Source organism: Brachybacterium sp. P6-10-X1 (genome assembly GCF_001969445.1).
GTDB lineage: Bacteria > Actinomycetota > Actinomycetes > Actinomycetales > Dermabacteraceae > Brachybacterium.
The window spans coordinates 3380657-3407547 of sequence record NZ_CP017297.1 but is presented as its reverse complement, the minus strand read 5'-3'; the positions used below and the strand labels follow the sequence as shown (position 1 = coordinate 3407547).

Below are 26891 nucleotides of genomic sequence, written 5' to 3'. Positions count from 1 at the left end.
TCCTCAGCCCCGCGCCCGGGTGCGGGGGTCGATGATGCCGTACAGCAGGTCCACCACGAGGTTCGCGGCGAGCACGGCGACGGTGATGATCAGGAACAGGCCCTGCATGAGCGAGTAGTCGTTGTTGTTGACCGCCTGGAGCATCGTGAAGCCGATGCCGGGGTAGGAGAACACCGTCTCGACGACGATGGAGCCGGAGACCACGAACCCCAGGGAGATCGCGAACCCGGACACGCTGGGGAGCATCGCGTTGCGCGCCGCGTACATGAGCATGATCCGGCGCGGGCTGAGCCCCTTCGCCTCGGCCGTGAGGATGTAGTCCTCGCTGAGGGTGGAGACCATCATGTTGCGCATTCCCAGCAGCCAGCCTCCGAGCGAGGACAGCACGATCGTCAGCGCGGGCAGGAAGCCGTAGTAGACGGCGTTGGACAGGAACGGGTAGTCGAGAGCGGGCCGCACCAGGGAGGCGTCGTAGCCGCCCGCGATCGGGAAGATGTCGAGGTTGACCGACAGCACATAGATGAACAGCAGCGCGAGCCAGAAATAGGGAACCGCCTGCAGGATCGTGGTCGCGGGGATCAGTGAGTCCAGCCAGCTCCCACGCTTCCAGCCGGCCACGGTGCCCAGCGCCATCCCCAGGATGAAGGTGAGGATGGTGGCCATCCCGACCAGCATCAGCGTCCACGGCAGGGCCTGCGCGATGATCTCGGTGACAGGGGTCGGGAAGTAGGTCACCGAGACCCCGAGGTCGCCGGAGAACAATCCGCCGAGGTAGGCGACGTACTCCTGGATCAGCGACGTGTCGTCGTCGGCCCCCAGCATGATCTCGATCGACCGCCGGGTGCCCGGGGAGACCGGGCCGCGGAGGGCGAGCTTGGCCAGCACGGCGTCCACCGGGCTGCCCGGCAGCAGACGGGGGATGAAGAAGTTCAGGGTCACCGCGGCCCACAGGGCCACCAGGTAGAACCCGAGCTTACGCAGCAGATGCACAGCGGCTGCTCCTCTCGTCGTCTCCCGTCGCGGTCACTGGACGGGCGTGACCGTCTTGAGGACGACGGCGTTGTCGGGCGCGGACCAGGACATCGGATAGGCGTACATGTCCTCCTCGGTCGGCCAGCCGGTGGCGCGCGAGGTGTTGTACTCCGTCAGGCTCGATCCGATGAGCACGGGGACGGCCGGCATCACCTCGACCAGCTTCTGCTGGATCAGGAAGTACTGCTCCTTCTTGGCCTCGGGGTCGTCGGTCGCGGAGGCGGCGTCCAGCGCCGCGTCCACGTCGGGTTCCGAGAAGCGGGTGACGTTCTCGTACGGATTCCCGTTCTCGCCCACGGGCACCGTGTTCTCGGTCGAGAAGTGATTGCGGTAGGGGTAGTACGGGTCGGGGGCGGGCCCCTGGCCGACGGAGTCGATGACCAGCTGGAAGGTTCCCTTGGCCTTGGAGTCGTTCCACTCGTTGACGCTGACCTGCTGCGGGATCAGCTCGATGCCGATCTTCGTGTACTGCTGGGCGAGGGTGTCCAGGGCGGTGACGTAATCGGACCAGCCGGTGGGGCACGAGACCGTCATCGAGACCCGCACTCCGTCCTTGGCGTACACGCCGTCCTCGCCGAGCTCGTAGCCCGCGTCCTCGAGCACCCTGGTCGCCTCGTCGGGCCGGGCGTTCCAGGGCGCGATCTCGATCGACGGATCGATGAAGTCGGCATCGCGCTCGGGCAGGGCGAACGACGGGGAGATGTCGGAGCCGAGTTCGAAGAACGCCAGCTTGGACAGCTGCTCGCGGTCCATCCCGTAGTAGAGCGCCTTGCGCACGGCGACGTCGGTCTGCGGGCCCTCGCACCCCAGCTCCGGGTTGGAGGCGGCCATCAGGGCCATCTGCGAGATCCCGGTGTTGGTGTAGGTCAGGTCGGGATTGGACTCGACGTGGTCCTTCAGGCTCGGGATCGCGGCGGACATGTAATCGATGTTCCCGGCGAGCCACTGATCGGTCGCGGACTGGTTGCCGGAGGTGGTGATCGCCCGGACACCCCCGATCGCGGGCTTTCCCTCCTCCCAGTACTCCTCGTTCGCCGCCAGCAGGTAGGACTCCGGGGAGAAGTCCTCCAGGCGGAAGGGCCCGGTGCCGACGGGATCCTCGTTGGGATAGGTCGCGAGGTCGTCGACGTCCGTGAAGAGGTGCTCGGGCAGGATCCAGGTCCGGCCCAGGGCATTGGGGCCTTCGGTGAACGAGGGCTCGGCGTAGGTGATCACGACGGTGGTGTCATCGCTCGCTTCGGCGGTCGGCGCGGTGCCCCCGGCGTTCAGCGCCTCGGTCTCGCTGATCCTGGTGAAGGTGAAGGCGACGTCGCCGGCGGTGAACGGCTCCCCGTCGGTCCAGGTCACGCCCTGGCGCACGGTGACGGTGAGGGCGGTGCCGTCCTCGTTCCACGAGAAGGTCTCCCCCAGCTGCGGCTGCGGCTCCTGATCGATGGGCTGGAGCGGGTTGAAGTAGAACAGCGTCTCGTAGATCGACCCCTGCACGAAGGGGATCACGGACGGCGAGTGGGGATTGAGGTTCCGTGTGAGCGTGGCCTCTGTCGCATTCACGGTGAGGATCGGCTTCTCCTCGCCCCCACCACCGCCGCCCGTCTCCAGGTTGGACGCCTGCCCACAGGAGGCCAGCGCCAGCGGCGCGGCTCCGACGGCGGCGAGTTTGTACAGGTCACGGCGCTTCAGGTGCATCGTTGCTCTCCTTGTCCACGCGTCGTCGCGTGCCGGTGGCCGGCGCTGGATCGATCGCACGCGCCCGTCCACGGATCTTCCTTCATTTAGTTAATGAAGTAGCCTCATTCTGCAAAGGACGTCAGGGTCCGTCAAGGGCGAGCGCCCCTCGGGGCAGGTCCCGGAATGGTCACGATCGGTGCAGGGAGGGCGAGAGATGAATCGCAGCGGCGACGGCCGAACCCCGGCCATGGACACCGCCGTCCTCGAGATCGTCCGTCGCCGCACCGAGAGCACCCGCGTCGAGATCGCCCGCGAACTGGGGGTCACCGCGGCCACCGTCACCAACTCGGTCAAGCGCCTGCTGGCTGCCGGACTGCTGTGGGAGAGCGGGCACGCCCGCTCCACCGGCGGCAAGCGGGCGACGCTGCTGCGCGTCAACGATGCGGCCCGACGGGCGCTGGGGTGCACGATCGACCACGATCGCCTCTCGATGGTCGCTGTGGACACCACCGGCGCGCTGCAGTCGAGGGTGGTGCTGCCGCTGGTCGATGCCGCCGACCCCGGGGAGGTCTCCGACTCGGTCCGCGAAGGGCTCGCCGCCCTGATCCCTGACGACGAGCTGGGCGCGATGACCGGCATCGGCTTCGCCATGGGGGCGCATCTGCCCGATGAGGTCGACCAGGCGCTCCGCGCGCTCACCGCCGAACTGGACGTGCGCGCCACCCGGGGTCGGGAGGGGACCTGCGCCGCCCTGGGCAGCTTCTGGAGCGGCGAGCAGACGGGAACCGGGCTGTCCGGGACCGTGCACCTGGGGTCGACGACGACCCTCGCGCTGCTGCTGGACGGCGTCCCGTTCCGCCCCGACAGCGGCCAGAGCCTGGACCACCTCCGGGTGGACCCCGAGGGCCCGGTCTGCGCGTGCGGACGACGCGGCTGCCTGCACCTCTACGTCGCCCCCGACGGGGTGGACGAACTGTCCCGCACCGCGCTGGAGGCCACTCAGGGCTCCGCGACGGCCCAGGTCGATGTCCTCGCCGCCGCCCTGCCGCTGACCCGCGTCGCCGCGAATCTCGCGATCGCGCTGGGCCTGGACACCATGGTGCTGGCCGGGACCCCGGTCCAGGCCGCCCCGGCGATCTACCTGGAGGCCGCCCAGGAGCACTTCGGCGACGAGTCCACGACCCGGGTGGTGGTCTCCCAGGTCCAGCCCCACCCGTGCGCGGTCGGGGCCGCGGTCCTGGCGCTGCAGGCCTTCCTGGACACCGGAGGGCGGTGAGCCTGGGCGCCGGCGACACACCCGACTCCTATAGGATCCGCGACAGCTGCGCCCGACCCCGAAGCACCCGGAGGGACACTGTGACCATCGACGGCATCCTGCCCGCCCTGCTCACCGCCTATGCGCAGGACGGGCGAATCTCGCCCCAGCGCACCCGCACGCTCGTCTCCCGGCTGGGTGACGCGGGCGTCGACGGCTACTTCGTCTCCGGGACGTCGGGCGAGTACTACCTGCTCAGCACCGAAGAGCGTCTCCGAGTCCTCGAGACCGTCGCCGAGGAGGCGTCCGGACGCGAGGTCATCTTCCAGGTCGCCGCCGCCGACCAGCGCGCGGTGCGAGAGCTGTCGCTGCGAGCCGTCGACCACGGGGCCACCGCCCTGTCGGCCTCGATCCCCCTCTACTACGGCTACGACGACGAGTCCCTGGCGCGATACTTCCGGGACGTCCGCGAACACAGCGACCTCCCCCTGCTGGCCTACACGATTCCCGGCTTCACGGGTCGCCCCCTGAGCGCCGATCTGCTCGCCGGGCTCGCCGCGGAAGGAGTGATCCAGGGCCTGAAGTACACCTCGAGCGACCTGGCGATCCTGGCCCGGCTGCGTGCCCGCCTGGGCGAGGACTTCACGATCCTGCTCGGCTCCGACGACCTCCTGCTCGCCGCCATGGCCCAGGGGGCGGACGGAGGCATCGGCGCCACCTTCAACCTGGCGCCGGCCCTGTACGTCGCCCTGTACCGCGCCGTCCGGGCCGGGGACCTGGCCGAGGCCCGACGCCTGCAGCAGATCGCCGTGCGTCTGCTCGATGCCCTCGCGGACGGCGAGGTGTATCCGGTCCTGAAGTCCGCGATGCGGGTCCGCGGACTCGACGTCGGCCAGGCCCGCTTCCCGATGGCTCAGCACGATCCGGCGACCGACGCCCGCGTGGCCGAAGCGCTCGGGCGCATCGACGGCCTCGCCGACTTCCTCATCTGAGCCCATCCTCCCGGGCATCCCGATCCCGCCCGATCCCGCCTGATCCAGGCCGGCCCGAACCCGGCCCCCCGGTCCCCCGCCCCGGGCCGGTCGCCGTCCTCATCGTCGGCCCACGTCGCCCCCGGGGGCGTCGCCGAGGTCGTCGAGAACGTCCAGATCGTCGAGCTCGTCCAGGTCATCCAGGTCGTCCAGGTCATCCGGGTCGGCATCGACGTCATCGACCTCGTCGGCCTCGCCCCAGACCCAGCGCAGCCCGAAGGAACCCGGCCCGAAGCGGGACTCCGCCAACTGGATCCGGTCACGGCGGTCCATCCGCACCGGGGTGACCGATTCGGCCGTGTCGCTGCGTCGATACCGTTCGCAGCGCAGCGGCCGGCGGGGGCCGCGGAACTCGGCCTCGAGCAGCACGTCGTGCGCTCGTCGAGCCAGGGAGTAGAAGGTCCCGGTCACGTCGGTCGCCGCCGCGTGCATGTCGACCCGGTAGGCGAAGGTCGCCACCTGGCCGGCGTTCAGATGGCCATCGAGCGTCAGCTCGACGCCGTAGGTACGACGGTCCGGCCAGAACACCTCCCGTCCCACCGTGCACCCTTCGAGGGGGATGTACTGCGGGGCGACGTTCGGCTCCGAGGGCTCCAGGACGTGGACCGCCGGGAGCCGACAAGTGCCCGACTCCAGCGCCCTGACGGTGACCCGCGAGGTGAACTGCTGGACATCGCGGCCCGAGTCGATGATCGCGTGCTGCTGGAAGACCCGCTCGTGGGCATACCGCTCGGGAGATTCGAAACCCAGCTCGAGCAGCGCGTCGCGGAAGACGTCCTTGCTCGACCGGCGCCCGATGAATCGGGTGTCCGGGACCCCCCTGCCCTGCAGGCGGGGCGCTCCGACGAGGTCCACGAGCGAGTCCGGCGGCCGCCCCAGGAGGTCCTCCAGGGCGGCGACCACACCGAGCGAGGGTCCGCGACCGGGAAGGCTGCGTCCCGACTGCCAGTTGCTGAGGGTCGCCACGCTCACCGGACGACTGCGGGCCCGCAGGCGTTGGGAGATCTGCGTCAGGGACAGGCCGCTGCGCCGGATCGAGGACCGCAGCGTGCGCGCGAAGGGCTCACCGTCGTCCGTCTCCCTCACCTCCCCACCCTCTGCACGACCTTGTGCACTGCATCACGCCAGCTCATCCGGGACCTCCGGTGCCTCCGAGCCGCCGTACCCGCCGAAGCGTTCAGTATTTTCGACATACCTGTAAAAAGGCCAGGGTAGCGTCCCCGACAATCATCGGACGCTCGCGACTCCCTCGGATCGGAGCGTCGCCCGCACCTCCTCGTCACCGGGGAGGTCACGCAGGACAGGGAGGACCGATCCGCATGGCGACACAGCGAAGCACCGCAGCCCGTTCCCCTCGCCCCTCGCATGACGCCCCCTCGACTGCTCGGACGGCCCGAACCGTCGAACACGGAACCACGAGGGATGGTCCCCGACTGGCCACACCATACCGGACATGTCGGACGATCGAATCGACATACGGAGGTGTCGCGATGCTCTGCTCCGACCGCAGGAGCCACCCGCGCCGGCCACCACGCGCGCCGATGACCACCCTGCACCCGCCCGTGAACGGGTGGGGTCGTCACAGCGGTGGGATCCACGCTCCGCCGGGCCCGGATCCCACCGCACCTCCCGGCAAGGGCGCCTGAGAGACCATCGGCCCCCTCGGCCCGCTCCGCATCCTCACGCACGTCGTGACCCCCACTCGTCACCGGCGACGACGATGTCGCCCGGCACGGGAATCCTCCCGCACCCGCAGCACAGCTCTTCACTGCCCTGCCCCTGACGGCCCTCGACCTCCTCGCGCCCCGCGCGGCGTCGTCCCGTCATCGACGCGAAAGCCGGAACCATGACTCAAGAAGCCCTCGCGAGCATCGACGCGTCACAGCATCGTGCCCCGCGCCCCGCCCAGGATCCGCAGACCCGCACCGTGCACGGCGACACCGTCGTCACCGAGCACAGCTGGTTGCGTGACCGTCGCTCCCCGGACGTCGCCGAACATCTCGTGGCGGAGAACGCCTACACCGACGCCCGCACCGCCCACCTGGCTCCTCTGGTCTCGGCGCTCACCCAGGAGCTCGCGGCCCCGCGCCCCACCGAGGAACTCGGGGTGCCCGTGCGCTCCGGCTCCTGGTGGTACATCGACCGGCCGCGCCAGGACGAGCACGGCACGGACCTCGCGCTGTCCCGGATCGCCGACCAGGACGTCCGGATCGGCTCCGGCGGCGTCCCGATCCTCCCCACGGGTGAGCCGGGCGAGCACGAGGAGCTCCTGATCGCCGGTCGCCGCCGTGTGCCCGGCTTCGCGCTCAGCACCGAGCAGGACCTCCTGGCCCGGGCCGAGATCTCCACGGGCGGCTGCGCCGTCAGCATCACGGACCTGTTCAGCGGCGAGGTCATCGATCGGGCCGTCCGTGACGCCGGAGCGGACCTCGCCTTCTCCCATGACGGGCAGTGGCTGCTGTACACCCGGCTCGACGATCTCGGCCGCAGCCACCAGGTCCGCCGCCACCGGATCGGCACCGCCGCGGACGCGGACGAGGTGCTGCTGGAGGAGCCGGACCCGTGGGGCGAGCTCCGGATCGCTCGGTCCCGGGACGGCTCGAGCCTGCTGGTCCGCTCGCAGTCCATCGAGACCACCGAGACGTGGCTGCTGGACCTGGCCGACCCCACCGGCCCCCTGAGCAGCATCACGGGCCGCCGCGACGGCGGACGCCCGGCCCTCGAACACGCCGGCGACCGGCTCCTCGTGATCGACCAGGACGACAGCGGCCGCGATGTGCTCGCCGAGACCTCCCTGCCGGGACGTGACGGCTCCCCCGCCGCACAGACCCTGCTCACCGCCGGTGACGGGGAGGAGTTCGGATCCGTCGAGGCCTTCGCGGGTTTCGCCGCCCTCCAGGTCCGCGCCGATGGTCTGCCCGGGGTGCGGATCATCCGGCGACGGGCCGACGGCAGCTTCGACGCCCTCTCCGTGCGAGCCCTCGGCCACGGCGGGCAGCTCGACGCGGTGCGTCTGGACGCCAATCCCTCCTGGGGCCAGAGCACGGTCCGCTACCGGGTGGACTCTCTGCTGACGCCGACCACTCTCGCCGAGGCCGACGTGGCCACCGGCGAGGTCACCGTGCTGCACCAGGTCCCCGTCCCCGGGTTCGACGCGGCCCATTACCTCGAACGAAGGCTCTGGGCCACCGCAGCCGACGGGACCGCGGTGCCGATCTCCGTTCTCGCACGACGGGACGTGCTCGCCGCCGGACCGGCCCCCGGCCTGCTGTACGGGGACGGAGCCTTCGGGACCTGCCTCGACCCGGCTCTGAGCCCGGGCGCCCTCGCCCTGGCGGATCGCGGACTCGTGGTCGCGATCGCGCACGTGCGCGGCGGCGGCGAGATGGGCGACGGCTGGCACCGCGCCGGCCGGCAGCTCGCCAAGGACGCCTCCTTCGACGACTTCGTCTCCTGCGCCGAGCACCTGACCGCCTCCGGCTGGGTGGCCGAGGGACGGCTCGGCGCCGTCGGCATGGGCGCCGGCGGCCTGCTGGTCGCCGCGAGCGCCAACCGGGCACCCACCGCCTTCCGCGCGATCGTCGCCGGGGCTCCTCTGGTGGACCCGCTGACCACCCTCCTGGATCCGGAGGTGATGCTCACGCTCGAGGAATGGATGGAGTGGGGCGATCCGGTCGAGGACGAGGCGGTCTACCGCCACCTGCGCCGGTACAGCCCCTCCGAGAACGTCCCGGAGACCGAGTTCCCCGCCGTCTTCGCCTGGACCGCTCTCGAGGGGACGGGCGTCCCGCCCTCCGAGGCGGCCGTCTGGGTCGCCCAGCTGCGCTCCCGGACCACGTCGGATCCCGCGCAGCGCCCCGTCCTGCTGCGGTGCCTGCCGGCCGTGCACGATGCGGCCGTCGCGGTGCACGCCGAATCGCTGGCGTGGCTGCTGGACCAGCTCGACGTGCCCGGCATCCGGGCCTGACCGGGCCACGGGTGGCGACCTCGACGACGCCGTCGACGCCGTCGCCGCCCGTGGGCCATCCGCGCGGCCTCGTGCGCGCAGCTACGCTCGGATCATGACCGAGCAGATCACCGCCGCCCCCGTCCCGCCGCGCCGTCCGAGCGAGCGGACCTTCCATGGCGACACCGTCGTCGACCCCTACGAGTGGTTGCGGGACGGGAAGGATCCTGAGGTCGTCATGCACCTGGAGGCGGAGAACGCCTATGCCGACGCCCGCACCGCCCACCTCGCGGACCTCCGCGGGACGCTGGTCGCGGAGTTCATCGGCCACACCCAGGAGACCGATCTCAGCGTCCCCGTGCGCCGCGACGACTGGTGGTACATCACCCGCACCACCGCCGGGAACGACTACCCCGCCTTCACCCGCGTGCGCGCCGCCCGCGATACCGGCAGCATGCCCGAGGTGGTCCCCGGCGAGCTGCTCGAGGGCGAGGAGGTGCTGCTGGACGCGCAGGCGGAGGCCGCCGGATCCGAGTTCTACTCCCTGGGCGGGCTGGCCCCGTCCCCCGAGCACGACCTGCTGGCCTATGCGGTGGACACGGCGGGCGACGAGCGCTTCACGATCCGGATCAAGGACCTGGCCTCCGGGGAGGTCGTGGACGAGTCCGTGACCGGGGCCGGCTACGGGCTCGCCTTCTCCACCGATCAGCAGTGGTTGTTCTACGCGCGGGTCGACGACGCCTGGCGCCAGCACCAGATCTGGCGCCACCGCATCGGTGCCCCCGCCGCGGCCGACGAGCTGGTCCTCGAGGAGCCCGACGAGCGCTTCATGGTCGGCTTCGACCGGTCCAGGGACGGCTCCACGCTGGTGATCCAGGCCGGCTCCACCTCGACCACCGAGGCCTGGATGCTGGATCTGGCCGATCCGACGTCGGCCCCGGTTCCGGCCGGTGGCCGCCGCGACGGCGTGGACTACACCCTGGAGCACGCCGGGGACCGTCTACTGATCGTCCACAACGCCTCCGCGGAGGGCTTCGCCCTGGCCGGGGCGAGCATCGAGGACCCGTCGGCCTGGACGGACCTGCTGGTCGCCGGCGAGGGCGAACGGCTTCTCGCCGTCGAGGCCTTCGCCTCCTTCGTAGCGCTCGAACTGCGCAGCGCCGGGCTGGCGAGCGTGCGGATCATCCCTCGCGCGGCCGACGGGTCGCTGCTGCTGGAACAGGCCGCCGACCTCGACCACGGCGGGGCGCTGGACACCGTGGAGCTGGATGCGAATCCCGGCTGGGAGCGCACCACCGTGCGCTACCAGCTGACCAGTCTGCTCACCCCGCCCACCATCGCCGAGCGCGACGTGGTCGGCGGCGGGACCACCATCTTGCGCGTCACCCCGGTGCCGGGCTTCGACCCCGAGCTGTACGTCGAGCGACGCGAGTGGGCCACGGCCGAGGACGGCACCGCGATCCCGTTGTCCGTGGTGGCGCGGCGAGAGGTCGCGGCCGACGGCACGGCCCCGGGCTACCTGTACGGCTACGGCTCCTACGAGATGTCGATCGATCCCGCGTTCGGGCCCACGCGCCTGTCTCTGCTGGACCGCGGGGTGGTGATCGCGATCGCGCACGTGCGCGGCGGAGGCGAGATGGGCCGGGCCTGGTACGAGCACGGGAAGCTGCTCGAGAAGAAGAACTCCTTCACGGACTTCGTGGCCGCCGCGAAGCACCTGACGGACTCGCACCTGGTGGCCCCGGACCGGCTGGCTGCGGAGGGCCGCAGCGCGGGCGGCCTGCTGATGGGCGCCGTCGCGAACCTGGCGCCGGAGCGCTTCCGGGCGATCATCGCCGGGGTCCCCTTCGTCGACACGCTGACCACGATCCTCGATCCCTCCCTGCCGCTGACCGTCGGCGAGTGGGAGGAGTGGGGCGACCCGCTGCACGATCCGGAGGTGTACGAGTACATGAAGGAGTACACCCCCTACGAGAACGTGCGGGCCGTGGAGTACCCGGCGATCTTCGCCGCCACCTCGCTGCACGACACCCGCGTGTTCTTCGTCGAGCCGACCAAGTGGGTCGCCCGCCTGCGCGAGACCGTGACCAGCGACCAGGAGCAGCGGCCGATCCTCTTCCGCTGCGAGATGGCCGCGGGCCACGGCGGGCGCTCCGGGCGCTATCACGCGTGGGAGCAGCGGGCCGACGAGCTCGCCTGGCTCCTGGACCAGATCGGGGCGGTCGAGCGGATCTGAGATCCGGGGACGATACCCGCTCTCGACCGAAAGTTTTCTGTCTCCGCCGCGATGATGCGGGGGCGACACCGTCCTTGGACGGTGCTGCGCCCTTCTTGCTGTGCCCTCCTTGACGGTGCTGCGATGCGCGCCATACGCTCATCGCACATCGAAACGGAACGAAATATTTCGTTCGTGAAGTCGAAGGAGACGTCATGAAGCGCCGCCAGATCCTCACCGTCGGAGCAGTCACCGCCGCCACCTCCCTCGCCGCCGGGGGCGCCGCCTCGGCGGCCCCGCCCGGGAACGCAGGCCCGCCCGGGAACGGGGAGCGGACCCCTCCGGGCCTCGCGACGAAGGACGTCCTGGCGTGGGCGGCCGGCCGCGAGATCGAGATCGGTTCGGCCGTGGCGGGCGGCGGGCACCACACCAGCCAGCCCTATCCCCCGCCGTTCACGGAGGACGAGACCTATCGCGAGCTGCTCGGTCGGGAGTTCACCTCGCTGTCGGCGGAGAACCAGATGAAGTGGAGCTACCTGCGCCCCGACCGCGACACCTACGCCTTCGCCGCCGCGGACTCGATCATGGAGTTCGCCCGCCGGCACGGGCAGGTGGTGCGCGGCCACACCCTGCTGTGGCACAGCCAGAACCCCGCCTGGCTCGAGGAGGGCGGGTTCGGCCCGGAGGAGCTGCGCACGATCCTCAAGGACCACATCGACACCGTCGTCGGCCGCTATGCGGGCCACATCCAGCAGTGGGACGTGGTCAACGAGATCTTCACCGAGGACGGCGCCCTGCGGGAGAGCGAGAACATCTGGATCCGCGAGCTGGGGCCCGGCATCATCGCCGACGCCTTCCGCTGGGCCCACGCGGCCGATCCGCAGGCGAGGCTGTACGTCAACGACTACAACGTCGAAGGCGTCAATGCGAAGTCCGACGCCTACCACGCCCTGGTCCAGGATCTGCTGGCCGACGGCGTTCCGGTGCACGGCTTCTCGACCCAGGGACACCTGTCGATCCGCTACGGCTTCCCCGGTGGGCTGGTCGAGAACCTGGAGCGCTTCGCCGACCTGGGGCTGGAAACCGCGATCACCGAGCTCGACGTGCGTATGGACCTCCCCGACGGCGCCGAACCCACCCAGGAGCAGCTGGACGAGCAGGCCGAGTACTACCGGCGCATGACCGAGGGGGCGCTGGCGGCCGACGGGTGCACGTCCCTGACGCTCTGGGGTTTCGTGGACACCTACTCGTGGGTGCCGGCGACCTTCGAGGGCCAGGGTGCAGCGACCGTCATGTGGGCGGACTACACCCGCAAGCCGGCCTACTTCGCGGTCCAGGACGCGCTCGCGCGGGCCAGCAGGCGGGCAGGGCATCCGGCGCTGCGGGATTGACGTCCGCGACCCCGCAGATGCTCAGCTGACCAGGTACCCGCCGTCGACCGGGATCTCCGCGCCGTTGACCATGGAGGCGGCATCGGAGGCGAGCCAGACGGCGACGTCGGAGACCTCGCTCGGCCGGGCGAAGCGGTCCTGCGGGATCCGGGCCAGCATCGGCGCGGCCTTGTCGGGGTGATCGCCCCAGACCTGCTGGCCCATGTCCGTGAGCACGATGGTGGGGCAGATCGAGTTGGCCCGCACGCCGCGGTCCCCGAGCTCGAGGGCGAGGGTGCGGGTGGCCATCACCAGGCCGGCCTTGGCGACGGAGTAGGAGTAGTGCTCCGCGAGGGGACGCAACGCCGCGGCGGAGGCGATGGTGACGACGGCGCCGCCGCCGGCACGCGCCATGGCCGTGCCGGCGCGGGCGGCGAGCAGCGCCGGGGCCCGCAGGTTCACCTGGAGGGTCTCGTCGAAGTGTGCGGCCTCGAGCTGGTCGACCGTCTCCGGATGCGAGAGACCGGCGTTGTTGACCAGCACGTCCAGCCCGTCGGGGCCGTCGAGCGCCTCCGAGGCCTCCTGCCAGAGGGTCTCGGGCACCAGGGGATCGGCGAGATCCGCCGTCAGCACGGCGACGCGCACGGGGTGCTCCGCGCCGAGCTGGTCGGCGGTCTCCTCGAGCGCGGTGGCATCGCGGGCGGTCAGCACCAGGTCGGCCCCGGCCGCGGCGTACGCCCGGGCGATGTCGGCCCCGATCCCGCGGCTGGCCCCGGTGATCAGGGCACGGCGTCCCGCGAGCGGGCGGGCGGGATCCTTCGGGCGCGACATGGACCCAGGGTACTCAGAAGGCGGGCAGGACGGATCCGTCGGTGTAGGTCTCCTCGATGAACGCCTTGACCTCGTCGCTGTGCAGCAGCTCGTCGAGGGCCACGATGCCGGCGTTGTCCTTGTCCGCCTCGCGGCATACCAGCATGTTCGAGTAGGGGCTGTCCTCGCCGCCGGCTTCGAGCACGATGGCCTCCTCGGAGGGCTTCAGCCCTGCTTCGAGGGCGTAGTTGCCGTTGACGACGCCCGCGGCGAAATCGGAGAGCGTGCGGGGGATCTGCGCGGCTTCGATCTCCGTGAACTGCAGGTTCTTGGGATTGTCCTCGATGTCCGCTGTGGTCGCCTCGACGGACTCGACCCCTTCGGCGAGGGTGATCACGTCGTTGTCGGCCAGCAGGCTGAGGCCGCGGCCACGGTTGGCGGGGTCGCTCGCGATGGCGATCTCGTCGCCGTCGGCGAGCTCGTCCAGGCTGGTGATGGTCGCGGAGTACAGGCCCATCGGCTCGATGTGCACGCCGTCGAAGCCGTGGAAGTCGTAGCCCTTCTCCTCCTCCTGGGACTGCAGGAAGTTGGGCGTCTGGTAGTAGTTGGCGTCGATGTCGCCGTCGTTCAGCGCCTGGTTGGGGATCTGGTAGTCCGTGTAGGTGGTGATCGTCAGCTCAAGACCGGCGTCGGCGGCGAGGTTGTCCTGGATGAACTGGAGGATCTCCCCATGGGGTGCGGGCGTGGCCCCGACGTCGAGCTTGGTGACGCCGTCCACTTCCTCGGGCGCCTCGGGTTCACCGGCGCCGCAGGCGGCCAGGGCGAGGGTGCCGAGGCCGGCGCCGGCGGCGAACAGGGTGCGGCGGGGGAATGCGTTCATGAGTATCTCCTGGGATGCAGAGGGATCGAGGGGCGGGGTACGGGGCCCTGGCGGTCAGGACTGGCGGGCGCGATGGTCGACGGCCTTCGCCAACGTCGAGCCGAGCGATTGGACGGCGATGACCATGACGATCAGCAGCACCACGGTCGCGACCATCACGACGTTGTCGTAGCTCTGATAGCCCATCCGGGTGGCGAGATCCCCGAGCCCCTTGCCGCCGATGACTCCCGCCATGGCGGTGTAGCCGATCACGGTGATCGTGGTGGTGGTCAGGGTGCCGATGATGCCGGGGAGCGCTTCGGGCAGCAGGACCTGACGGATCACCTGCCAGCGCGAGGCGCCCATCATCTGGGTCGCCTCGATCTTCCCGGCGGAAATCTCGCGGAGGTTGATCTCGATCAGCCGGGCCAGGAACGGGATCGCCGAGATCGTCAGGGCGAACATCGCCGCGTTCGGCCCGGTCACCCTCCCGACCACGAAGCGCGTCACGGGGATCAGCGCGATGATCAGGATGATGAACGGGAAGGAGCGCCCGACGTTCACCACGAACCCGACGATGCGGTTCACCCACCGGGCCAGCGAGCCGCGGGCCTTCTCGGTCTCGAACAGGAGGATCCCCAGCGGCAGCCCCACCAGGGTCGCGAAGACCATGGTGCCGGCGGTCATGTAGAGCGTGATCAGCGCGTTCGACCACAGGCTCGTGTTGGGGTCCCAGGTGGTGAACACCGGGTTCGACAGCCACTCCATCATGCGGTCACCTCCTTGGTCACGACGCCTTCGCCCTCGAGCTCGCGCAGGAAGGCATCCAGGCCCTCCCGGCTGATGGGCGCGCCGGAGTAGTTGCGCAGGGCCAGCTGGACGCGGCCGACCTGGCGGCCGCTGATGGTCTCGATGGTCCCGGCGACGATGGTGGCGGCGGCCTCGTAGGCCTCGGCCCGGCGCACGAGGTCGTCGCTGGTGCGGATGGTCGGGGAATCGCCGTAGTCGCAGTTGACGACGAGGGCGTCGATGCCGGTGGGGGCGGGCGGCAGCGGGATCAGCTCGGCCGAGAGCGCGCCGTGCGGGTCCGCGGCCACGTCCAGCAGGTCCCCGGTCTGGGTGACCCGGCCGTCCTGCAGCAGGGTCACGGTGTCGCAGACCTCGCGCACCACGGCCATCTCATGGGTGATGACCACGACGGTGATCCCGAGCCGCTCGCGCAGGTCGCTGATCAGCGACAGGATCTGGTGGGTGGTGGAGCCGTCGAGCGCGCTGGTGGGCTCGTCGCACAGCAGCACCTTCGGTTCGGCCGCCAGGCCGCGGGCGATGCCCACGCGCTGGATCTGGCCGCCGGAGAGCTGGGCGGGGTAGTTGTGCTCGCGTCCGGACAGGCCCACGATCTCGACCAGTTCGGCGACGCGGCGCTGCCGCTCGGCGCGGGGCACCCCGGCGATCTCGAGCGGATGGGAGATGTTCTGGGCGGCGGTGCGGGAATCCAGCAGGTTCGCGTGCTGGAAGACCATGCCGATGTTGCGGCGGGCGGCGCGCAGGGCGCCGCCCTCGAGCGCGGCCACATCGGTGCCGTCGACCTCGACCCGTCCGGAGGTGGGCTTCTCCAGCCCGGTCAGGCAGCGGATGAGGGTGGATTTGCCGGCGCCCGAGCGGCCGACGATGCCGTGGACGCGGCCGGCGTCGAGATGAAGGTCGATCCCGTCGAGCGCGACGACGGAGTCTCCCCCGCCGGGTGCGGGAAAGACCTTCGTGAGGCCATCGAGAGTGATCACCTCAGGATTCAAGCATCGCGGGGCGCCCGTGCTGAAGCATGGGTTCATCTGCCGCAACAAACCTCACAGACCTGCGGGAACAGGTGTGCACAGCATCACGCCGAGGCGCGTCGCCGGAGGACGAGGAGAGCGAGCACCAGGAGGCCGTCGCCTGGGCCGAGGGCCTCATCGCTCGGCTGGAGGCGGGCGAATACGAGATGGCCGACGACCCTCGCTAGTCCCTCGACGCCGTACGGCAGCTATCCCCGCTGCCGTGCGACCCGACCCTCCTCCCAGACGGGCACGTCGGACTCGTAGACCTCTCCGTCCCCGCCGAAGATCAGGAACCGGTCGACGTCCCGGACGAACCAGCGATCGTGGGTGACCGAGACGACGGTCCCCTCGAAGGTGGCGAGGGCCTGCTGGAGCGCCTCGGCGGATTCGAGATCGAGGTTGTCGGTGGGCTCGTCGAGCAGCAGCAGGGTCGCCCCGCCCAGTTCGAGCAGGAGGATCTGGAACCGCGCCTGCTGGCCACCGGAGAGCGAGTCGAAGGTCTGCTCGGCGGCGCGGGCGAGCTCGTAGCGGGCCAGCACCCGGGCGGCTTCCTCCCGGGGCCTGCCCGCGCGGTGCTCGTCCCCGCGGTGCAGGATCGACAGCAGGGTCCGTCCCGAGAGGTCGGCCCGCCCGTGGGTCTGTGCGAACCAGCCGGGGCGCACCCGGGCCCCGAGCCGGGCCGTGCCCGTGTGCTGCACGGGTTCGATCGGCACGTCGGAGACCGGCAGGTGCTCGGGCTCGGGATCGCTGCCCCCCGCGGCGAGCAGCCGCAGGAAGTGGGACTTGCCCGAGCCGTTGGACCCGAGCACGGCGACCCGGTCGCCGAAGCGGACCTCGAGGTCGAAGGGGAGCATCAGGTCCGTCAGCTCGAGGTCCTCGCACACGATCACGCGCTTGCCCGTGCGGCCACCGCGCAGCCGCATGCCGAGCTTCTGCTCGCGCGGGATCGCCTGCGGCGGCCCGGCCTCCTCGAAACGGGCGAGCCGGGTCTGCGCGGCGCGATAGCGGGAGGTCATGTCGGAGTTGTAGGCGGCTTTCTGCTTGTACATCTGCACCAGGTCGCGCAGCTTCGTCTGCTCCTCGTCCCAGCGCCGACGCAGCTCCTCGAGCCGCTCGAATCGCTTCTCTCGCGCCTCCTGGTAGGTCGTGAAGCGTCCCGGGTGCGTCCACGCCGTGTTCCCTGCCGCGCCGAGCTCGAGGGTGGCGATGGCCGTCGCGGTGTTGGCGAGCAGCTCGCGGTCGTGGCTGACGTACAGCACGCTCTTGCCGGAGGCGACCAGGCGCTCCTCGAGCCAGCGCTTGCCGGGCACGTCCAGGAAGTTGTCCGGCTCGTCCAGCAGCAGCATCTCGTCGGGCCCGCGCAGCAGAGCCTCCAGGGCGAGCCGCTTCTGCTCCCCGCCGGAGAGCGACGGGACGGGCCGGTCCTGGCAGCCCTCGAACGTCGCACCGAGGGCCGCCACCGTGCAGACGTCCCACAGGACCTCGGCCTCGTACCCGCCGGCCTCGCCCCAGGCGGTGATGGCATTCGCGTACTCCATCTGAGACTCGGTCGAGGCGGTCCGCTCCATCGCCCGCTCCGCCCGGTCCACGGCGGCCCCGGCCCGCCGCAGGGCCGGCGGAGCCACCGACAGCAGCAGCTCGCGCACGGTGCCGCCGGCGAGGAACTGGCGCATGACTCCCAGGGTCCCGTCCTGGGTGATGGCCCCGGCATCCGGGGCCAGATCGCCGGTGATGAGGCGCAGCAGGGTGGTCTTGCCGGCGCCGTTGGCACCGATGAGGGCGACTCGCGCGCCCTCGCCCACCCGGAAGGAGACATCGCGCAGCAAGGGTCTGCCGTCGGCCAGCGTGTAGTCGATGCCCGCGAGGTCGAGGTATGCCATGACCCATGTGTATCGCGTCCTGGCCAGGACGTCAGGTGAATTTCCCGCGCCCTCACGGTCAGTGACCGAGCTGATCACGGAACCGTTCCGCGAGCGCGGCGGGCCAATCGGTGAAGGTGATGAGCGTGTCGTCGGCGTGGGTGAGCTGATCGAGCGAGCCCACCCGCGGAAGGTCGCGCAGCGAGCGGTCGCCGATCGCCTCGACGGTCGCATCGACGTACTCGCCCGTATTGAGCACGGAGTACGGCCGCACGGCGTCGGCGATCCCGACGGAGAACTGCTCGATCCGCGGGCCCACGCGCTCTGTGATGCCGAGCTGGTCGTGGCACCGCCCCAGGAGGACCAGCGCCTCGAGCCGCCCCTCGGCGCCCGCGTCCAGGAGCGGGCCGAGCTCGCGAGCGACGGCGAGCTGCTCGAAGGCGCGGCCGAACCACTTCGCGTACGGCCGGTACCGCCGTTCCTGGAGGAAGGCCAGCTCCATCATGAGCTCGGCCAGCCGCGCGGAGAGCAGACGTGCGCCGCGCTGGTCGCCGGTCTCGACGGTGCGGGCGAGAAGCGGGTGCACCTGCCCGATCAGGTGCCACTGGCACGCCAGCATCCACCGCCAGACATCGGGGGATACCACTCGAAGGCCTCACGCCAGGCCGTGATCTCCCCGATGTCGTCGTGGAAGACCTCGCCGGCCGTGAGCTGGAGGAGGTGCTGCTGCGGGATCGCCAGCCAAGCCGCCGCGTCCGCGGGCTCGGCAGGGATCGTCGGCAATCGGCTGGCCATCCACAGCGCGGCGCTCGTGACGTCCAGGTGGTCGGTGCTCTTCCCCGCGTCGAGGGAGAACCAGCTCGTGGGGTGCCCCCGGGTACGTCGGGGGCACAGCGGCCCGCACCGTGCGGGAGACGTGGTCGACATCGGCGACGGCGACGAACAGCTGCAGTCGCGGCCCCCACTCGTGGTCGCGCGAGCGTGCGTCGTCGAAGCCCAGGACCTCCGAGCCCTCCCCGAGCAGACAGGCGGCGTACGGGACGTCGAGCACCGGGGCGACGACCTCGTCGTGGAGGCCTCGAGCCAGGTCCAATCCAGGCAGGAAGTCAGCCATGTCGGGAGCGTAGGCCCATGGCGACCTCGGGTCACGGGAAATACGGTCCCTGACATTTCTCATGGGTGAGGCGTGAACGAGCCACCGGCGCCAATGATCCCTCGCCCTACCCACCTGCATGCGTTCTCGGAACACTGGGGGCATCATCCACCGAAAGGGCCCGCCATGATCCAGGACCTCCTCGCTCAGCTCACCACCTTTGTCGACGGCCTCGAGCCGTGGCAGCAGGTCCTCGCCCTCGTCCCCGTCGGAGCGATCCCCTTCATCGAGTCGTACTTCGGCAGCTTGCTCGGCACCGTCGTCGGCATCTCGCCGCTGATCGCCGTGCCCGCCGCGGTGCTCGGCAACCTGCTGTGCACCTTCGGGATCGTGGCGCTGACCGGTCGGGCACGGGACGCCGTCGCCCAGGGCCGTTCGAGGGGCGCGGGCACCGAGCCCTCCGGATTCCGCCGGAAGGTCGCGAACGCGCTGGACAAGTACGGGGTGCCCGGGGTGTGCCTGTTGGGGCCGCTGCTGGTGGCCTCCCAGATCACGGCCCCCGCCCTGGTGGCTCTGGGCGCCACCCGGCGGCAGGTCTACGTGTGGATGGCCGTCTCGATCACCGCCTGGGGGGTCCTGTTCGGGGCCTTCGGCAACCTGGTCGGCGCCGCCATCTCCTGACCCGTCCTGAGTAGGCTCCTGATCATGCTCTGCGCACCGTCGACGTCCCGGGAAGGCCAGCAGTGACCACGACCGCTCGCCAGTGGAGCATCTTCTTCGCCTACACCGCGTACTCCGTGGTGACCGTGCTGGTGCTGCTCCCGCTGGGCGTGCTGCAGTTCCTGGGCGTCAGGCTCCCGGAATCGATGGGCGCCCATCCCGTCGCCACGACCCTGCTGCTCGTACAGATGGCCGTGGGCGGCTGGTCCTCCTGGCGCACCATGCACGCCTGGTCGAGGTCCGAGGCGCCGACCGTGCACGGACGCTGGGACCTGCCGCGGCTGGGGTTCCTCCGCAGTGATCGGAGCCTGTACGCCGTCGCCGTGCTGAGCGGCGTGATCGCCGTGGCCATGCTGCTGGCGGGCACGGACTCTCGTCTCCTGATCGCCTCCCTGACCCTGCTGATCGGGGTCGCCGGGTTGTGCGTCCCGTGGTGGATCGGCGCCCTCGCGGCCTTCGCCCTAGGTGTCGGTGCCGTCACCCTGGGCGCTCCCTTGCCGGCGATCGCGATCGGCTTCTCCTTCGGCCTCGCCTCCGTGACCACCGTCCGCGGCACCCTCTGGCTCGCGGCCGTGGTGCGCGAGCTCGAGGACGCCCGCCAGGCCCAGGCCCAGCTCGCGGTCGCCGAGGAACGCCTGCGCTTCGCTCGTGACCTGCACGATGTGACGGGACGCGACCTATCCGTGATCGCCGTGAAGTCTGAGCTGGTCGCCCAGCTGGCCGAGCGCGGCGATGCCCGCGCCGTCGAGCACGGGCGGGAGGCCGCGCAGATCGCCCGAGCCTCCCTCGCGGAGATCCGGGCCCTGGTGCGCGGCTACCGGGAGGCGGATCTGGCCACCGAGCTGCGCGGCACCGCGTCCCTGCTGCGCTCGGCGCACGTGGAGGTCACGATCAACGGCTCCGCGGAGGTCGTCCCCGCGGCGCGGGCGGGCACCGCCGCCTGGGTGCTGCGCGAGGGCGGCACGAACATCCTGCGTCATGCCGATCCGACCGGCGTGACGATCACCCTCACCGACCGAGGCGTGACACTGGTCAACGACGGCGCCACCGGCGACGGGGACGTCCGGGAGGGCAGCGGGCTGACCGGCATGCGGGAGCGCCTCGGCCCGCACGCGGCCCTGCGCACCCACCGCGAGGACGGCACCTTCACCCTCGACGTCCGCTTCGATGCCCAGGAAGGGACCTCATGACCACCCCATCCCCCACCGGCCCCGCCCCGCTGCGCGTGATCCTCGTCGACGACGAGCACCTGATCCGCTCGGCGCTGGCCACCATGCTGTCCCTCGAGGAGGACCTCGAGGTCCTCGGTGAGGCCGCGACGGTCGCGGAAGGCCTGCGGCTGGCCCGCACCGAACAGCCCGAGGTGGCGGTGCTCGACCTGCAGCTGCCCGACGGCGACGGCCTCGACCTGTGCGCACGGATCGCGGAGGCCTCCCCCGCCACCCGCTGTCTGGTCCTCACCTCGCATGCCCGGCCCGGCTATCTCAAGCGGGCCCTCGCCCAGGGTGTGCTGGGCTTCCTGCCCAAGACCACCTCGGCCGATCAGCTGGCGCGAGCGGTGCGATCGGTCGCCGCCGGGCGCCGGGTGATCGATCCGGAGCTGGCCGCGGAGACCATCTCCTCCGGCGATTCCCCGCTGACCCCGCGAGAGTCCGACGTGCTCGAGTACGCGGCCGACGGGGCCGCCGTGGAGCAGATCGCCCGACGCGCGCACCTGGCCGAAGGCACGGTGCGCAACTATCTCTCCAGCGCGCAGGCGAAGCTGCAGGCCGCGAACCGGCACGAGGCCGTGGCGATCGCGCGCCGGCAGGGCTGGATCTGAGCGCAGCACGACCCGTCGTCCGCCGCTCCCCTCCGGCTGCTCAGATCAGCGTCAGGAACCCCAAGGTCACCGCCGCGGCGACCAATCCGCCGCCGATCGTGCCGATCAGGCCGACGACGACCCCCGGCAGGCGGGTGTGGCGCAGCAGCACCAGGATGGCCACGGGGCAGGTGACGGCCGTGCACACCATCACCGGGAGCACGACGAAGAACGCGGAGAGGACGAGCATGTCCCGGGGCGCGGGTGAGCACCCGAAACCGATCCCCGCGCACGTGCCGTCGGAGCGCTCCGTCGGCGCCACCAGGATCGCCACGGCGTACAGGAGCATCCCGACGAGCACCACCACGAGGGCGGTGATCACCGCGGATCGTTCTCGCGCGGAGGTCGCCATGCCCCCAGTGTGCTCCGCCCGGGCTCAGCCCGCGGCGCCCTCGGCGAAGCTCGCGTCGACGACGGTCGCCACGTCGATCGGCTCGGAGTACGTGATCTGCTCGGCGTCGATCCACACCGTCTGCATGTTCTCCAGCTGCTCCGGCTGCGGGGCGAGGTCGGGAAGGTAGCTGTACATCGGTGACGTCGTGAGGACGTCGATCTTCTGGCCCAGGGTGTCGGCGAGGATCTGGTAGACCTCGTCGCTCTGCTTCCCGTCGGCCGCGAGGTCCTGGGATCCCCTGGCCAGGGCCGAGAAGAAGCCCTGGGCGAGATCCGCGCCGAGGAACGTCTCCGAGTAGAGGACTCCGGTCCCGGTGGTACCCTTCTTCGGCACCGCCAGCGGGGAGGCGACGCCGGCCTCCTCCATCGCCGTGGAGAAGGGGGCCGACGGGGTCGCGGCCTCGACGGAGCCGTTGGTGATCGCGGGCTCCTGATCCGGGGTCGAGAGGTTGGAGACCTCGACGTCGTTCAGCGTCAGCCCGCCCTCCTCGAGCATCGCGGCGAGCAGATAGCCGCCGGTCGCGCCGGGGCCGCCGGCGACGGCGATCTTGCGCCCGGCGAGATCGGCGACCGAGGAGACGGAGCCGTCGTCGATGAGCTCCTGAGCGACCTCGAGCGCCGTCGGGGAGTTCTCGGGGTCTCCCGGAGAGATCCCCATGGAGCCGACGACCTTGAAGGCCAGACCCTGGTCCAAGGCGTTGAACATCCCGGCGCTGAAGCCCGCAATCATCACGTCGAGCTGGTCGTTCGAGAGCATCGGGATGCCGTCCTGACCGGATTTCAGCGGCGTCAGCTCGAGGGTGATCCCCTCGTCCTCGAAATAGCCGTTCGCGTCGGCGACATACAGCGGGGCGAAGAGCGAGGAGGGCACATGGCCCACCCGGACGATGCCGTCGCCGGCTCCCGAGCCGGATCCGGAGTCCTCGCCGGTGACGGCGGGACCACAGGCGGCGAGGGCTCCGCCGAGGGTGGTGGCGGAGGCGAGGGACAGGAGGGTGCGTCGTCGCATGGGGATTCCTCGGGTTCACTGGGTTTCGGGGTGGGGGCGGATCAGCTGTCGCGGCGCCAGGGCAGCAGCAGCTTCTCCGATCGGCTGAGCAGGGTGGTCAAGGTGGCGCCGATGATGCCGATCACCAGCAGACCCACGTAGAGCTTCTCGGGGATGAACAGCTGCCAGGAGTTCCAGATCAGGTAGCCGAGCCCTGTCGTGGAGGCGCCGGTGAACTCGACCGCGGTGACCACCACGACGGCGGTCCCGGTGGCGGTCCGCAGACCGGAGAACACGAAGGGCATCGCCCCGGGCAGGACGACGAAGCGGAACCGGGCGAAGCCGGTCGCGCCGTAGGCGGTCCCCGCCTCGAGGAGCTTGCGGTCGATCGCCCACACTCCCGAGACGGTGTTGATCTGCATGATGAAGAACGTCGTGATGAACACGGCGATGATCTTGGGCAGTTCAGTGGGCCCGAAGATCATCAGCAGGATCGGGAAGATCGCGATCTTCGGCAGGGGGTACAGCGCGGAGAACAGCGGGCCCAATGCCGCGTTCACGGCACGCGAGGAGCCCATCAGCAGGCCCGTCACGATGCCGACGAGCGCGCCGAGGCCGCCGCCCACCAGCAGGCGCATGAGTGTGGGCCCTGTGTGCTGCCACAGCTCCCCGCTGCCGATCATCTCCACACCGGCGGCGAGGATGCGCGTGGGTGGGGGGAAGAACCGCGGGTCGATGATCAGCGCCCGGGCGCACACCTCCCACAGCACCACCAGCAGGATGGGGGCCACGATCGAGAGGGCGAGGTCGCGTCGGCGCAGTCGGCTCTCGCGGGCGCGATGGGACCGCGCCGCGTCCAGGGTGCGCTGCTCGCGGTCGGCGGTGGCAGCGGGCGCGGAGGCGGAGGTGTCGGTGCTCATGCGGTCTCCTCAGCGGTGCGGACGTCGTCGCGCAGCAGGTTCCAGATGCGTGAGCGCAGCTCCCCGAACCCGGCGGTGCGCTCGATGTCGACGGAGCGGGGCCGCTCGAAGGGCACGGTGATGTCCTCGCGGAGTGTCCCGGGACGCCCCGACATGACGATGATGCGGTCGCCCAGGATGATCGCCTCATCGATGTCGTGCGTGACCATGAGGACGGTCTTGCGCTCGGCCTCCCAGAGGGCGACCAGCTCCTCCTGCATGAGCATGCGCGTCTGGGCGTCGAGCGCCCCGAGCGGCTCGTCCATCAGCAGCACGGGCGACCCGGTCGCGAAGGCGCGGGCGATCGCGAGCCGCTGGCGCATGCCGCCGGAGAGCTGATGGGGGTAGGAGTCGGCGAAGGATCCCAGGCGCACCCGGTCCAGCCAGTCACGGGAGATGCGTGTGCGCTCCCGAGTCCCGACACCGGTCATGCGCAGTCCGAAGGCGACGTTGTCCAGGACGGTCATCCATGGGAAGACCCCGTGCTCCTGGAACACGAAGGCGGCCGGCACGGCGTGGTCGGCACCGGTCATGGTGACCTCCCCGACGGTGCGCTCCTCGAGCCCGCCGAGGATGCGCAGGAAGGTCGATTTCCCGCAGCCGGACGGACCGACGATGCAGGTGAAGGAACCCGGCCGGAGGGTCAGGGAGAAGTCCTCGAGGGCCCAGACGGGATCGGTCCCGGCGAAGAAGACCTTAGAGACGTCCTCTGCGACGACGGTCGCATGATCGGCTGATGACATGGGTGCTCTCCTCCACCGTCCAGCGGCGGAGTCGACGGCCGGCGGTGCGGTCTCAAGGGCAGGGACGGACCAGCACCACTGTAGGGTCCGGGACCCTCGCTCCCGGGCGCGTCTCAGAGAACGGACGCGATGAGATGGAGGGCGTCACGCGGGGTCGGCGGCAGGGCCCGGACGCCCGGTGCGGTCGGTTCCCGAGAACCGCTCGCTCCTCCTCGACGGGATCACGAGGTGCCCTCCCCCTCCGTCCCCACGACCCGCTGCCGCCGCGCCCGGAAGAACTCCCGCAGCAGATCGCCGCACTCCTGCTCGCGCACCCCGCTGGTCAGCTCCACGCGGTGGTTCAGCCGCGGCTCGCGCACCAGGTCGTAGAGGGATCCGGCGGCGCCGGCCTTCGGGTCGGGCGCGCCGACGACCACGCGCTGCGTGCGGGCCAGGACGATCGCGCCGGCGCACATGGTGCACGGCTCGAGGGTGACCACGAGCGTGCACCCGGTCAGGTTCCAGCGGCCCGTGACCCTCGCGGCCTCCCGCAGGGCGAGGATCTCGGCGTGCGCGGTGGGGTCCTCGTCGGCCTCACGTCGGTTCCCGGCGGTGGCGAGCACCGTCCCGTCGGGGCCGACGACGGCCGCGCCGATGGGCACGTCGGCCACGTCGCGCGCGGCGGCCGCGCGGGCCTCGTCGATCGCCAGGCCCATCAGCTCGTCATCGGTCATGGGGCCATTGTCGCGTGCTGATGGTCGGGTCGCGTCAGGACCGCTCCCCCAGCACGCGGTATCGCGCCTCCAGCAGCGCCCCATTGGTCCCGTGATCGAGCAGCTCGAGGTCGAAGCGCCCACCGAGCAGCGGCTTGCCGGCCCCGAGCGTCACGGGGGCGATCGACACGAAGATCTCGTCGAGCATCCCCGCGCGGGCGAACTCGGCAGCCAGATCACCGCCCCCGACGATCCAGACGTCCTTCCCGTCGGCCGCGGCCTCGAGGGCGGCGCGGTGCTGCGCGGGCGGTCCGGAGACGCTCCGGACGAACTCACCGGCGGGCTCGAGGCGGCGATGGGTGAACACGACGGTGGGCTGTTCGTATGCCCAGGGGGAATCCTCGGCGCGATCACCCTCCGAGACATGTCGCAGGACCCAGTCATAGGTGGTGCGCCCGGTCACGATGGCACCGATGTCGGCGATGAAGGTGTCGTACGGGAGGATGCTCTCCGTCCCCGTGGGCTGGGACAGCAGCCAGTCCAGGCTGTCGTGCTCATCGGCGAGGAACCCGTCGAGGCTGGTCGCGGTGAAGTAGCGGTAGGTGGTCATGACAGCTCTCCGTTCAGTCGTCGGTGCCAGAGGATGGGGTCGGGGTCGAGGTCGGCGGCGGACAGGTCGGCGCCGGCGTCGGCGAGCATCCATCGGGCCAGCAGCCGTCGGTGCGCCGAGAAGGTGAGCTCGTGGGCGACGATCTGGGAGAGCTGGAAGCTCTCCGGCGGGGTGCACAGCGCATCGACGATCCGGTCCGACCAGGCGCCGCGCGCCTCGACATCCCGGACCATGGCCAGCCAGCGCGGACCGATCACCTGGTGCCGTGCGGCGAGATCGACCGGAGAGCCCGCGACGCCGAGATCGGGAGCCTCGTCCCCGGAGATGCTCGCCAGCCAGGGACTCTTGCTCAGGGCCAGGTGACGCAGCACCTGGATCAGCGAGGCGTCCGGTCCGTCCCAGGCGCGCGGCGCACTGCCCGGCAGTCGTTCGAGCGCGAGCTCCGACGAGGACAGCTCCGACGCCACCGCCAGGATCAGGTCGATGTCATCAACGTCATGGGCCACCATCAGAGCGAGGACGTCCCCCGAGGGATGCTCGCGCAGCTGCCCGGCATCGACGTACAGGGCGGTCGGCGAGTGGAAATGGAGACCGTTCGGTGCCGTGAGCCAGTGCCCGCGCTCGGACAGCGGCGGCATCGCGCTCGGGGCGTGTCCGTACGCGCGGCGGAAGGCCCGCGAGAAGCCCTCCATGGACTCGTAGTCCGCGGCGAAAGCGGCCTCGGTGACGCTCTCACCCTGCTGGATGCTCCAGGCCGCTCGCTCGAGGAGGATCCGTCGACGCATCGCCGCCGGGGACTCCCCGCTGCGGGAGACGACGGTGCGCGCGAGATGGAACGGCGAGATGTGGGCGCCCCGGGCCATGTCAGCGAGGGTCCGGTTGCCCTCGTCGAGAACGGAATCGAGCAATCGTCGAAGCGGATCGGTCCCATGGTCTGCCATGACCGAGAGTCTTGCGCAGCCGACGTGCC

Annotated in this window: 25 protein-coding genes; 8 read left to right on the top strand and 17 right to left on the bottom strand. The window is 70.8% G+C overall.

The features are described from left to right. Positions 1-3: 3 nt before the first annotated feature. Both BH708_RS15260 and BH708_RS15255 read right to left on the bottom strand, forming a co-directional pair. Positions 4-990, bottom strand: a complete 987-nt coding sequence (locus tag BH708_RS15260) for an ABC transporter permease (protein ID WP_076809907.1) — start codon at positions 988-990, stop codon at positions 4-6. Between the two features lie 33 nt (positions 991-1023). Continuing rightward, a complete protein-coding gene (locus BH708_RS15255) occupies positions 1024-2718 on the bottom strand; it encodes an ABC transporter substrate-binding protein (RefSeq protein WP_076809906.1) in 1695 nt (564 codons plus the stop codon). Positions 2719-2914: 196 nt separating this feature from the next. Here BH708_RS15255 and BH708_RS15250 point away from each other — a divergent pair, with 196 nt between their 5' ends. Both BH708_RS15250 and BH708_RS15245 read left to right on the top strand, forming a co-directional pair. After that, positions 2915-3976 (top strand): ROK family transcriptional regulator, encoded by a 1062-nt coding sequence (locus BH708_RS15250; protein WP_076809905.1) that lies wholly within the window; start codon positions 2915-2917, stop codon positions 3974-3976. Positions 3977-4056: 80 nt separating this feature from the next. Beyond that, complete coding sequence (locus tag BH708_RS15245) at positions 4057-4947, top strand: dihydrodipicolinate synthase family protein (protein WP_076809904.1); 891 nt, start codon at positions 4057-4059, stop codon at positions 4945-4947. Between the two features lie 99 nt (positions 4948-5046). Here BH708_RS15245 and BH708_RS15240 read toward each other — a convergent pair whose 3' ends face one another. Further along, the gene (locus tag BH708_RS15240; RefSeq protein WP_157235994.1) at positions 5047-6072 is read right to left on the bottom strand and encodes a helix-turn-helix domain-containing protein; all 1026 of its coding nucleotides are present in this window, start codon (positions 6070-6072) and stop codon (positions 5047-5049) included. 760 nt (positions 6073-6832) lie between these two features. Between BH708_RS15240 and BH708_RS15235 the strand changes: the two genes are divergently transcribed. The 3 genes from BH708_RS15235 to BH708_RS15225 all read left to right on the top strand — a co-directional run bounded on the left by BH708_RS15235 (position 6833) and on the right by BH708_RS15225 (position 12538). Beyond that, a complete protein-coding gene (locus BH708_RS15235; protein ID WP_076809903.1) occupies positions 6833-8953 on the top strand; it encodes a prolyl oligopeptidase family serine peptidase in 2121 nt (706 codons plus the stop codon). Positions 8954-9047: 94 nt separating this feature from the next. Then, the gene (locus tag BH708_RS15230; protein ID WP_076809902.1) at positions 9048-11168 is read left to right on the top strand and encodes a S9 family peptidase; all 2121 of its coding nucleotides are present in this window, start codon (positions 9048-9050) and stop codon (positions 11166-11168) included. A gap of 194 nt (positions 11169-11362) precedes the next feature. Continuing rightward, the gene (locus BH708_RS15225; RefSeq protein WP_076809901.1) at positions 11363-12538 is read left to right on the top strand and encodes an endo-1,4-beta-xylanase; all 1176 of its coding nucleotides are present in this window, start codon (positions 11363-11365) and stop codon (positions 12536-12538) included. A gap of 21 nt (positions 12539-12559) precedes the next feature. Here BH708_RS15225 and BH708_RS15220 read toward each other — a convergent pair whose 3' ends face one another. From BH708_RS15220 to BH708_RS20035, 7 genes are all read right to left on the bottom strand, one after another. Beyond that, positions 12560-13348, bottom strand: a complete 789-nt coding sequence (locus tag BH708_RS15220; protein ID WP_076809900.1) for an SDR family NAD(P)-dependent oxidoreductase — start codon at positions 13346-13348, stop codon at positions 12560-12562. Between the two features lie 13 nt (positions 13349-13361). Continuing rightward, entirely contained in the window at positions 13362-14207 is an 846-nt protein-coding gene (locus BH708_RS15215; RefSeq protein ID WP_076809899.1) for a MetQ/NlpA family ABC transporter substrate-binding protein, read from the bottom strand. Positions 14208-14261: 54 nt separating this feature from the next. Then, entirely contained in the window at positions 14262-14957 is a 696-nt protein-coding gene (locus BH708_RS15210; RefSeq protein WP_076809898.1) for a methionine ABC transporter permease, read from the bottom strand. Continuing rightward, positions 14954-15970 carry a methionine ABC transporter ATP-binding protein gene (locus BH708_RS15205; protein ID WP_076809897.1) on the bottom strand — a complete coding sequence of 339 codons (1017 nt, stop codon included), beginning with the start codon at positions 15968-15970 and terminating at the stop codon, positions 14954-14956. Before BH708_RS15205 ends, BH708_RS15210 begins: the two co-directional genes overlap by 4 nt. A 239-nt stretch (positions 15971-16209) precedes the next feature. After that, positions 16210-17883, bottom strand: coding sequence for an ABC-F family ATP-binding cassette domain-containing protein (locus BH708_RS15195; RefSeq protein ID WP_076809895.1), 1674 nt, complete (start codon positions 17881-17883; stop codon positions 16210-16212). 58 nt (positions 17884-17941) lie between these two features. Beyond that, positions 17942-18448, bottom strand: coding sequence for a DUF4037 domain-containing protein (locus BH708_RS15190; RefSeq protein WP_253705356.1), 507 nt, complete (start codon positions 18446-18448; stop codon positions 17942-17944). An 8-nt stretch (positions 18449-18456) separates the two neighbouring features. Beyond that, the gene (locus BH708_RS20035) at positions 18457-18789 is read right to left on the bottom strand and encodes a DUF4037 domain-containing protein (RefSeq protein ID WP_172805767.1); all 333 of its coding nucleotides are present in this window, start codon (positions 18787-18789) and stop codon (positions 18457-18459) included. 352 nt (positions 18790-19141) lie between these two features. Between BH708_RS20035 and BH708_RS15175 the strand changes: the two genes are divergently transcribed. The 3 genes from BH708_RS15175 to BH708_RS15165 all read left to right on the top strand — a co-directional run bounded on the left by BH708_RS15175 (position 19142) and on the right by BH708_RS15165 (position 21497). Beyond that, positions 19142-19636 (top strand): hypothetical protein, encoded by a 495-nt coding sequence (locus tag BH708_RS15175; RefSeq protein ID WP_076809891.1) that lies wholly within the window; start codon positions 19142-19144, stop codon positions 19634-19636. A 62-nt stretch (positions 19637-19698) separates the two neighbouring features. Then, positions 19699-20865 (top strand): sensor histidine kinase, encoded by a 1167-nt coding sequence (locus BH708_RS15170; protein WP_076809890.1) that lies wholly within the window; start codon positions 19699-19701, stop codon positions 20863-20865. Next, on the top strand, positions 20862-21497 hold the full coding sequence (locus BH708_RS15165; protein WP_076809889.1) for a response regulator transcription factor: 636 nt from the start codon (positions 20862-20864) through the stop codon (positions 21495-21497). Before BH708_RS15170 ends, BH708_RS15165 begins: the two co-directional genes overlap by 4 nt. A 40-nt stretch (positions 21498-21537) precedes the next feature. Here BH708_RS15165 and BH708_RS15160 read toward each other — a convergent pair whose 3' ends face one another. From BH708_RS15160 to BH708_RS15130, 7 genes are all read right to left on the bottom strand, one after another. Then, positions 21538-21888, bottom strand: a complete 351-nt coding sequence (locus BH708_RS15160) for a hypothetical protein (protein WP_076809888.1) — start codon at positions 21886-21888, stop codon at positions 21538-21540. Positions 21889-21912: 24 nt separating this feature from the next. After that, positions 21913-22938: an ABC transporter substrate-binding protein gene (locus tag BH708_RS15155; RefSeq protein ID WP_076809887.1), complete on the bottom strand. Its 1026-nt coding sequence runs from the start codon at positions 22936-22938 to the stop codon at positions 21913-21915. A 41-nt stretch (positions 22939-22979) separates the two neighbouring features. Then, complete coding sequence (locus BH708_RS15150) at positions 22980-23837, bottom strand: ABC transporter permease (protein WP_076809886.1); 858 nt, start codon at positions 23835-23837, stop codon at positions 22980-22982. Next, a complete protein-coding gene (locus BH708_RS15145) occupies positions 23834-24619 on the bottom strand; it encodes an ABC transporter ATP-binding protein (protein WP_076809885.1) in 786 nt (261 codons plus the stop codon). Before BH708_RS15145 ends, BH708_RS15150 begins: the two co-directional genes overlap by 4 nt. 221 nt (positions 24620-24840) lie before the next feature. Further along, positions 24841-25332 (bottom strand): tRNA adenosine(34) deaminase TadA, encoded by a 492-nt coding sequence (gene tadA / locus BH708_RS15140; protein ID WP_076809884.1) that lies wholly within the window; start codon positions 25330-25332, stop codon positions 24841-24843. Between the two features lie 34 nt (positions 25333-25366). Further along, positions 25367-25921, bottom strand: coding sequence for a dihydrofolate reductase family protein (locus BH708_RS15135; protein WP_076809883.1), 555 nt, complete (start codon positions 25919-25921; stop codon positions 25367-25369). Further along, entirely contained in the window at positions 25918-26862 is a 945-nt protein-coding gene (locus tag BH708_RS15130) for a helix-turn-helix domain-containing protein (protein ID WP_076809882.1), read from the bottom strand. The genes BH708_RS15135 and BH708_RS15130 overlap by 4 nt, the downstream gene beginning before the upstream one ends. Positions 26863-26891 lie beyond the last annotated feature (29 nt).

Bases quoted from the DNA above. Each gene is read 5' to 3' on its own strand.
- BH708_RS15255 (WP_076809906.1), bottom strand. From the start codon at position 2,718: ATGCACCTGAAGCGCCGTGACCTGTACAAACTCGCCGCCGTCGGAGCC.
- BH708_RS15250 (WP_076809905.1), top strand. From the start codon at position 2,915: ATGAATCGCAGCGGCGACGGCCGAACCCCGGCCATGGACACCGCCGTC.
- BH708_RS15235 (WP_076809903.1), top strand. From the start codon at position 6,833: ATGACTCAAGAAGCCCTCGCGAGCATCGACGCGTCACAGCATCGTGCC.
- BH708_RS15230 (WP_076809902.1), top strand. From the start codon at position 9,048: ATGACCGAGCAGATCACCGCCGCCCCCGTCCCGCCGCGCCGTCCGAGC.
- BH708_RS15225 (WP_076809901.1), top strand. From the start codon at position 11,363: ATGAAGCGCCGCCAGATCCTCACCGTCGGAGCAGTCACCGCCGCCACC.
- BH708_RS15220 (WP_076809900.1), bottom strand. From the start codon at position 13,348: ATGTCGCGCCCGAAGGATCCCGCCCGCCCGCTCGCGGGACGCCGTGCC.
- BH708_RS15215 (WP_076809899.1), bottom strand. From the start codon at position 14,207: ATGAACGCATTCCCCCGCCGCACCCTGTTCGCCGCCGGCGCCGGCCTC.
- BH708_RS15210 (WP_076809898.1), bottom strand. From the start codon at position 14,957: ATGATGGAGTGGCTGTCGAACCCGGTGTTCACCACCTGGGACCCCAAC.
- BH708_RS15195 (WP_076809895.1), bottom strand. From the start codon at position 17,883: ATGGCATACCTCGACCTCGCGGGCATCGACTACACGCTGGCCGACGGC.
- BH708_RS20035 (WP_172805767.1), bottom strand. From the start codon at position 18,789: ATGTCGACCACGTCTCCCGCACGGTGCGGGCCGCTGTGCCCCCGACGT.
- BH708_RS15175 (WP_076809891.1), top strand. From the start codon at position 19,142: ATGATCCAGGACCTCCTCGCTCAGCTCACCACCTTTGTCGACGGCCTC.
- BH708_RS15165 (WP_076809889.1), top strand. From the start codon at position 20,862: ATGACCACCCCATCCCCCACCGGCCCCGCCCCGCTGCGCGTGATCCTC.
- BH708_RS15160 (WP_076809888.1), bottom strand. From the start codon at position 21,888: ATGGCGACCTCCGCGCGAGAACGATCCGCGGTGATCACCGCCCTCGTG.
- BH708_RS15155 (WP_076809887.1), bottom strand. From the start codon at position 22,938: ATGCGACGACGCACCCTCCTGTCCCTCGCCTCCGCCACCACCCTCGGC.
- BH708_RS15150 (WP_076809886.1), bottom strand. From the start codon at position 23,837: ATGAGCACCGACACCTCCGCCTCCGCGCCCGCTGCCACCGCCGACCGC.
- BH708_RS15145 (WP_076809885.1), bottom strand. From the start codon at position 24,619: ATGTCATCAGCCGATCATGCGACCGTCGTCGCAGAGGACGTCTCTAAG.
- tadA (WP_076809884.1), bottom strand. From the start codon at position 25,332: ATGACCGATGACGAGCTGATGGGCCTGGCGATCGACGAGGCCCGCGCG.
- BH708_RS15135 (WP_076809883.1), bottom strand. From the start codon at position 25,921: ATGACCACCTACCGCTACTTCACCGCGACCAGCCTCGACGGGTTCCTC.
- BH708_RS15130 (WP_076809882.1), bottom strand. From the start codon at position 26,862: ATGGCAGACCATGGGACCGATCCGCTTCGACGATTGCTCGATTCCGTT.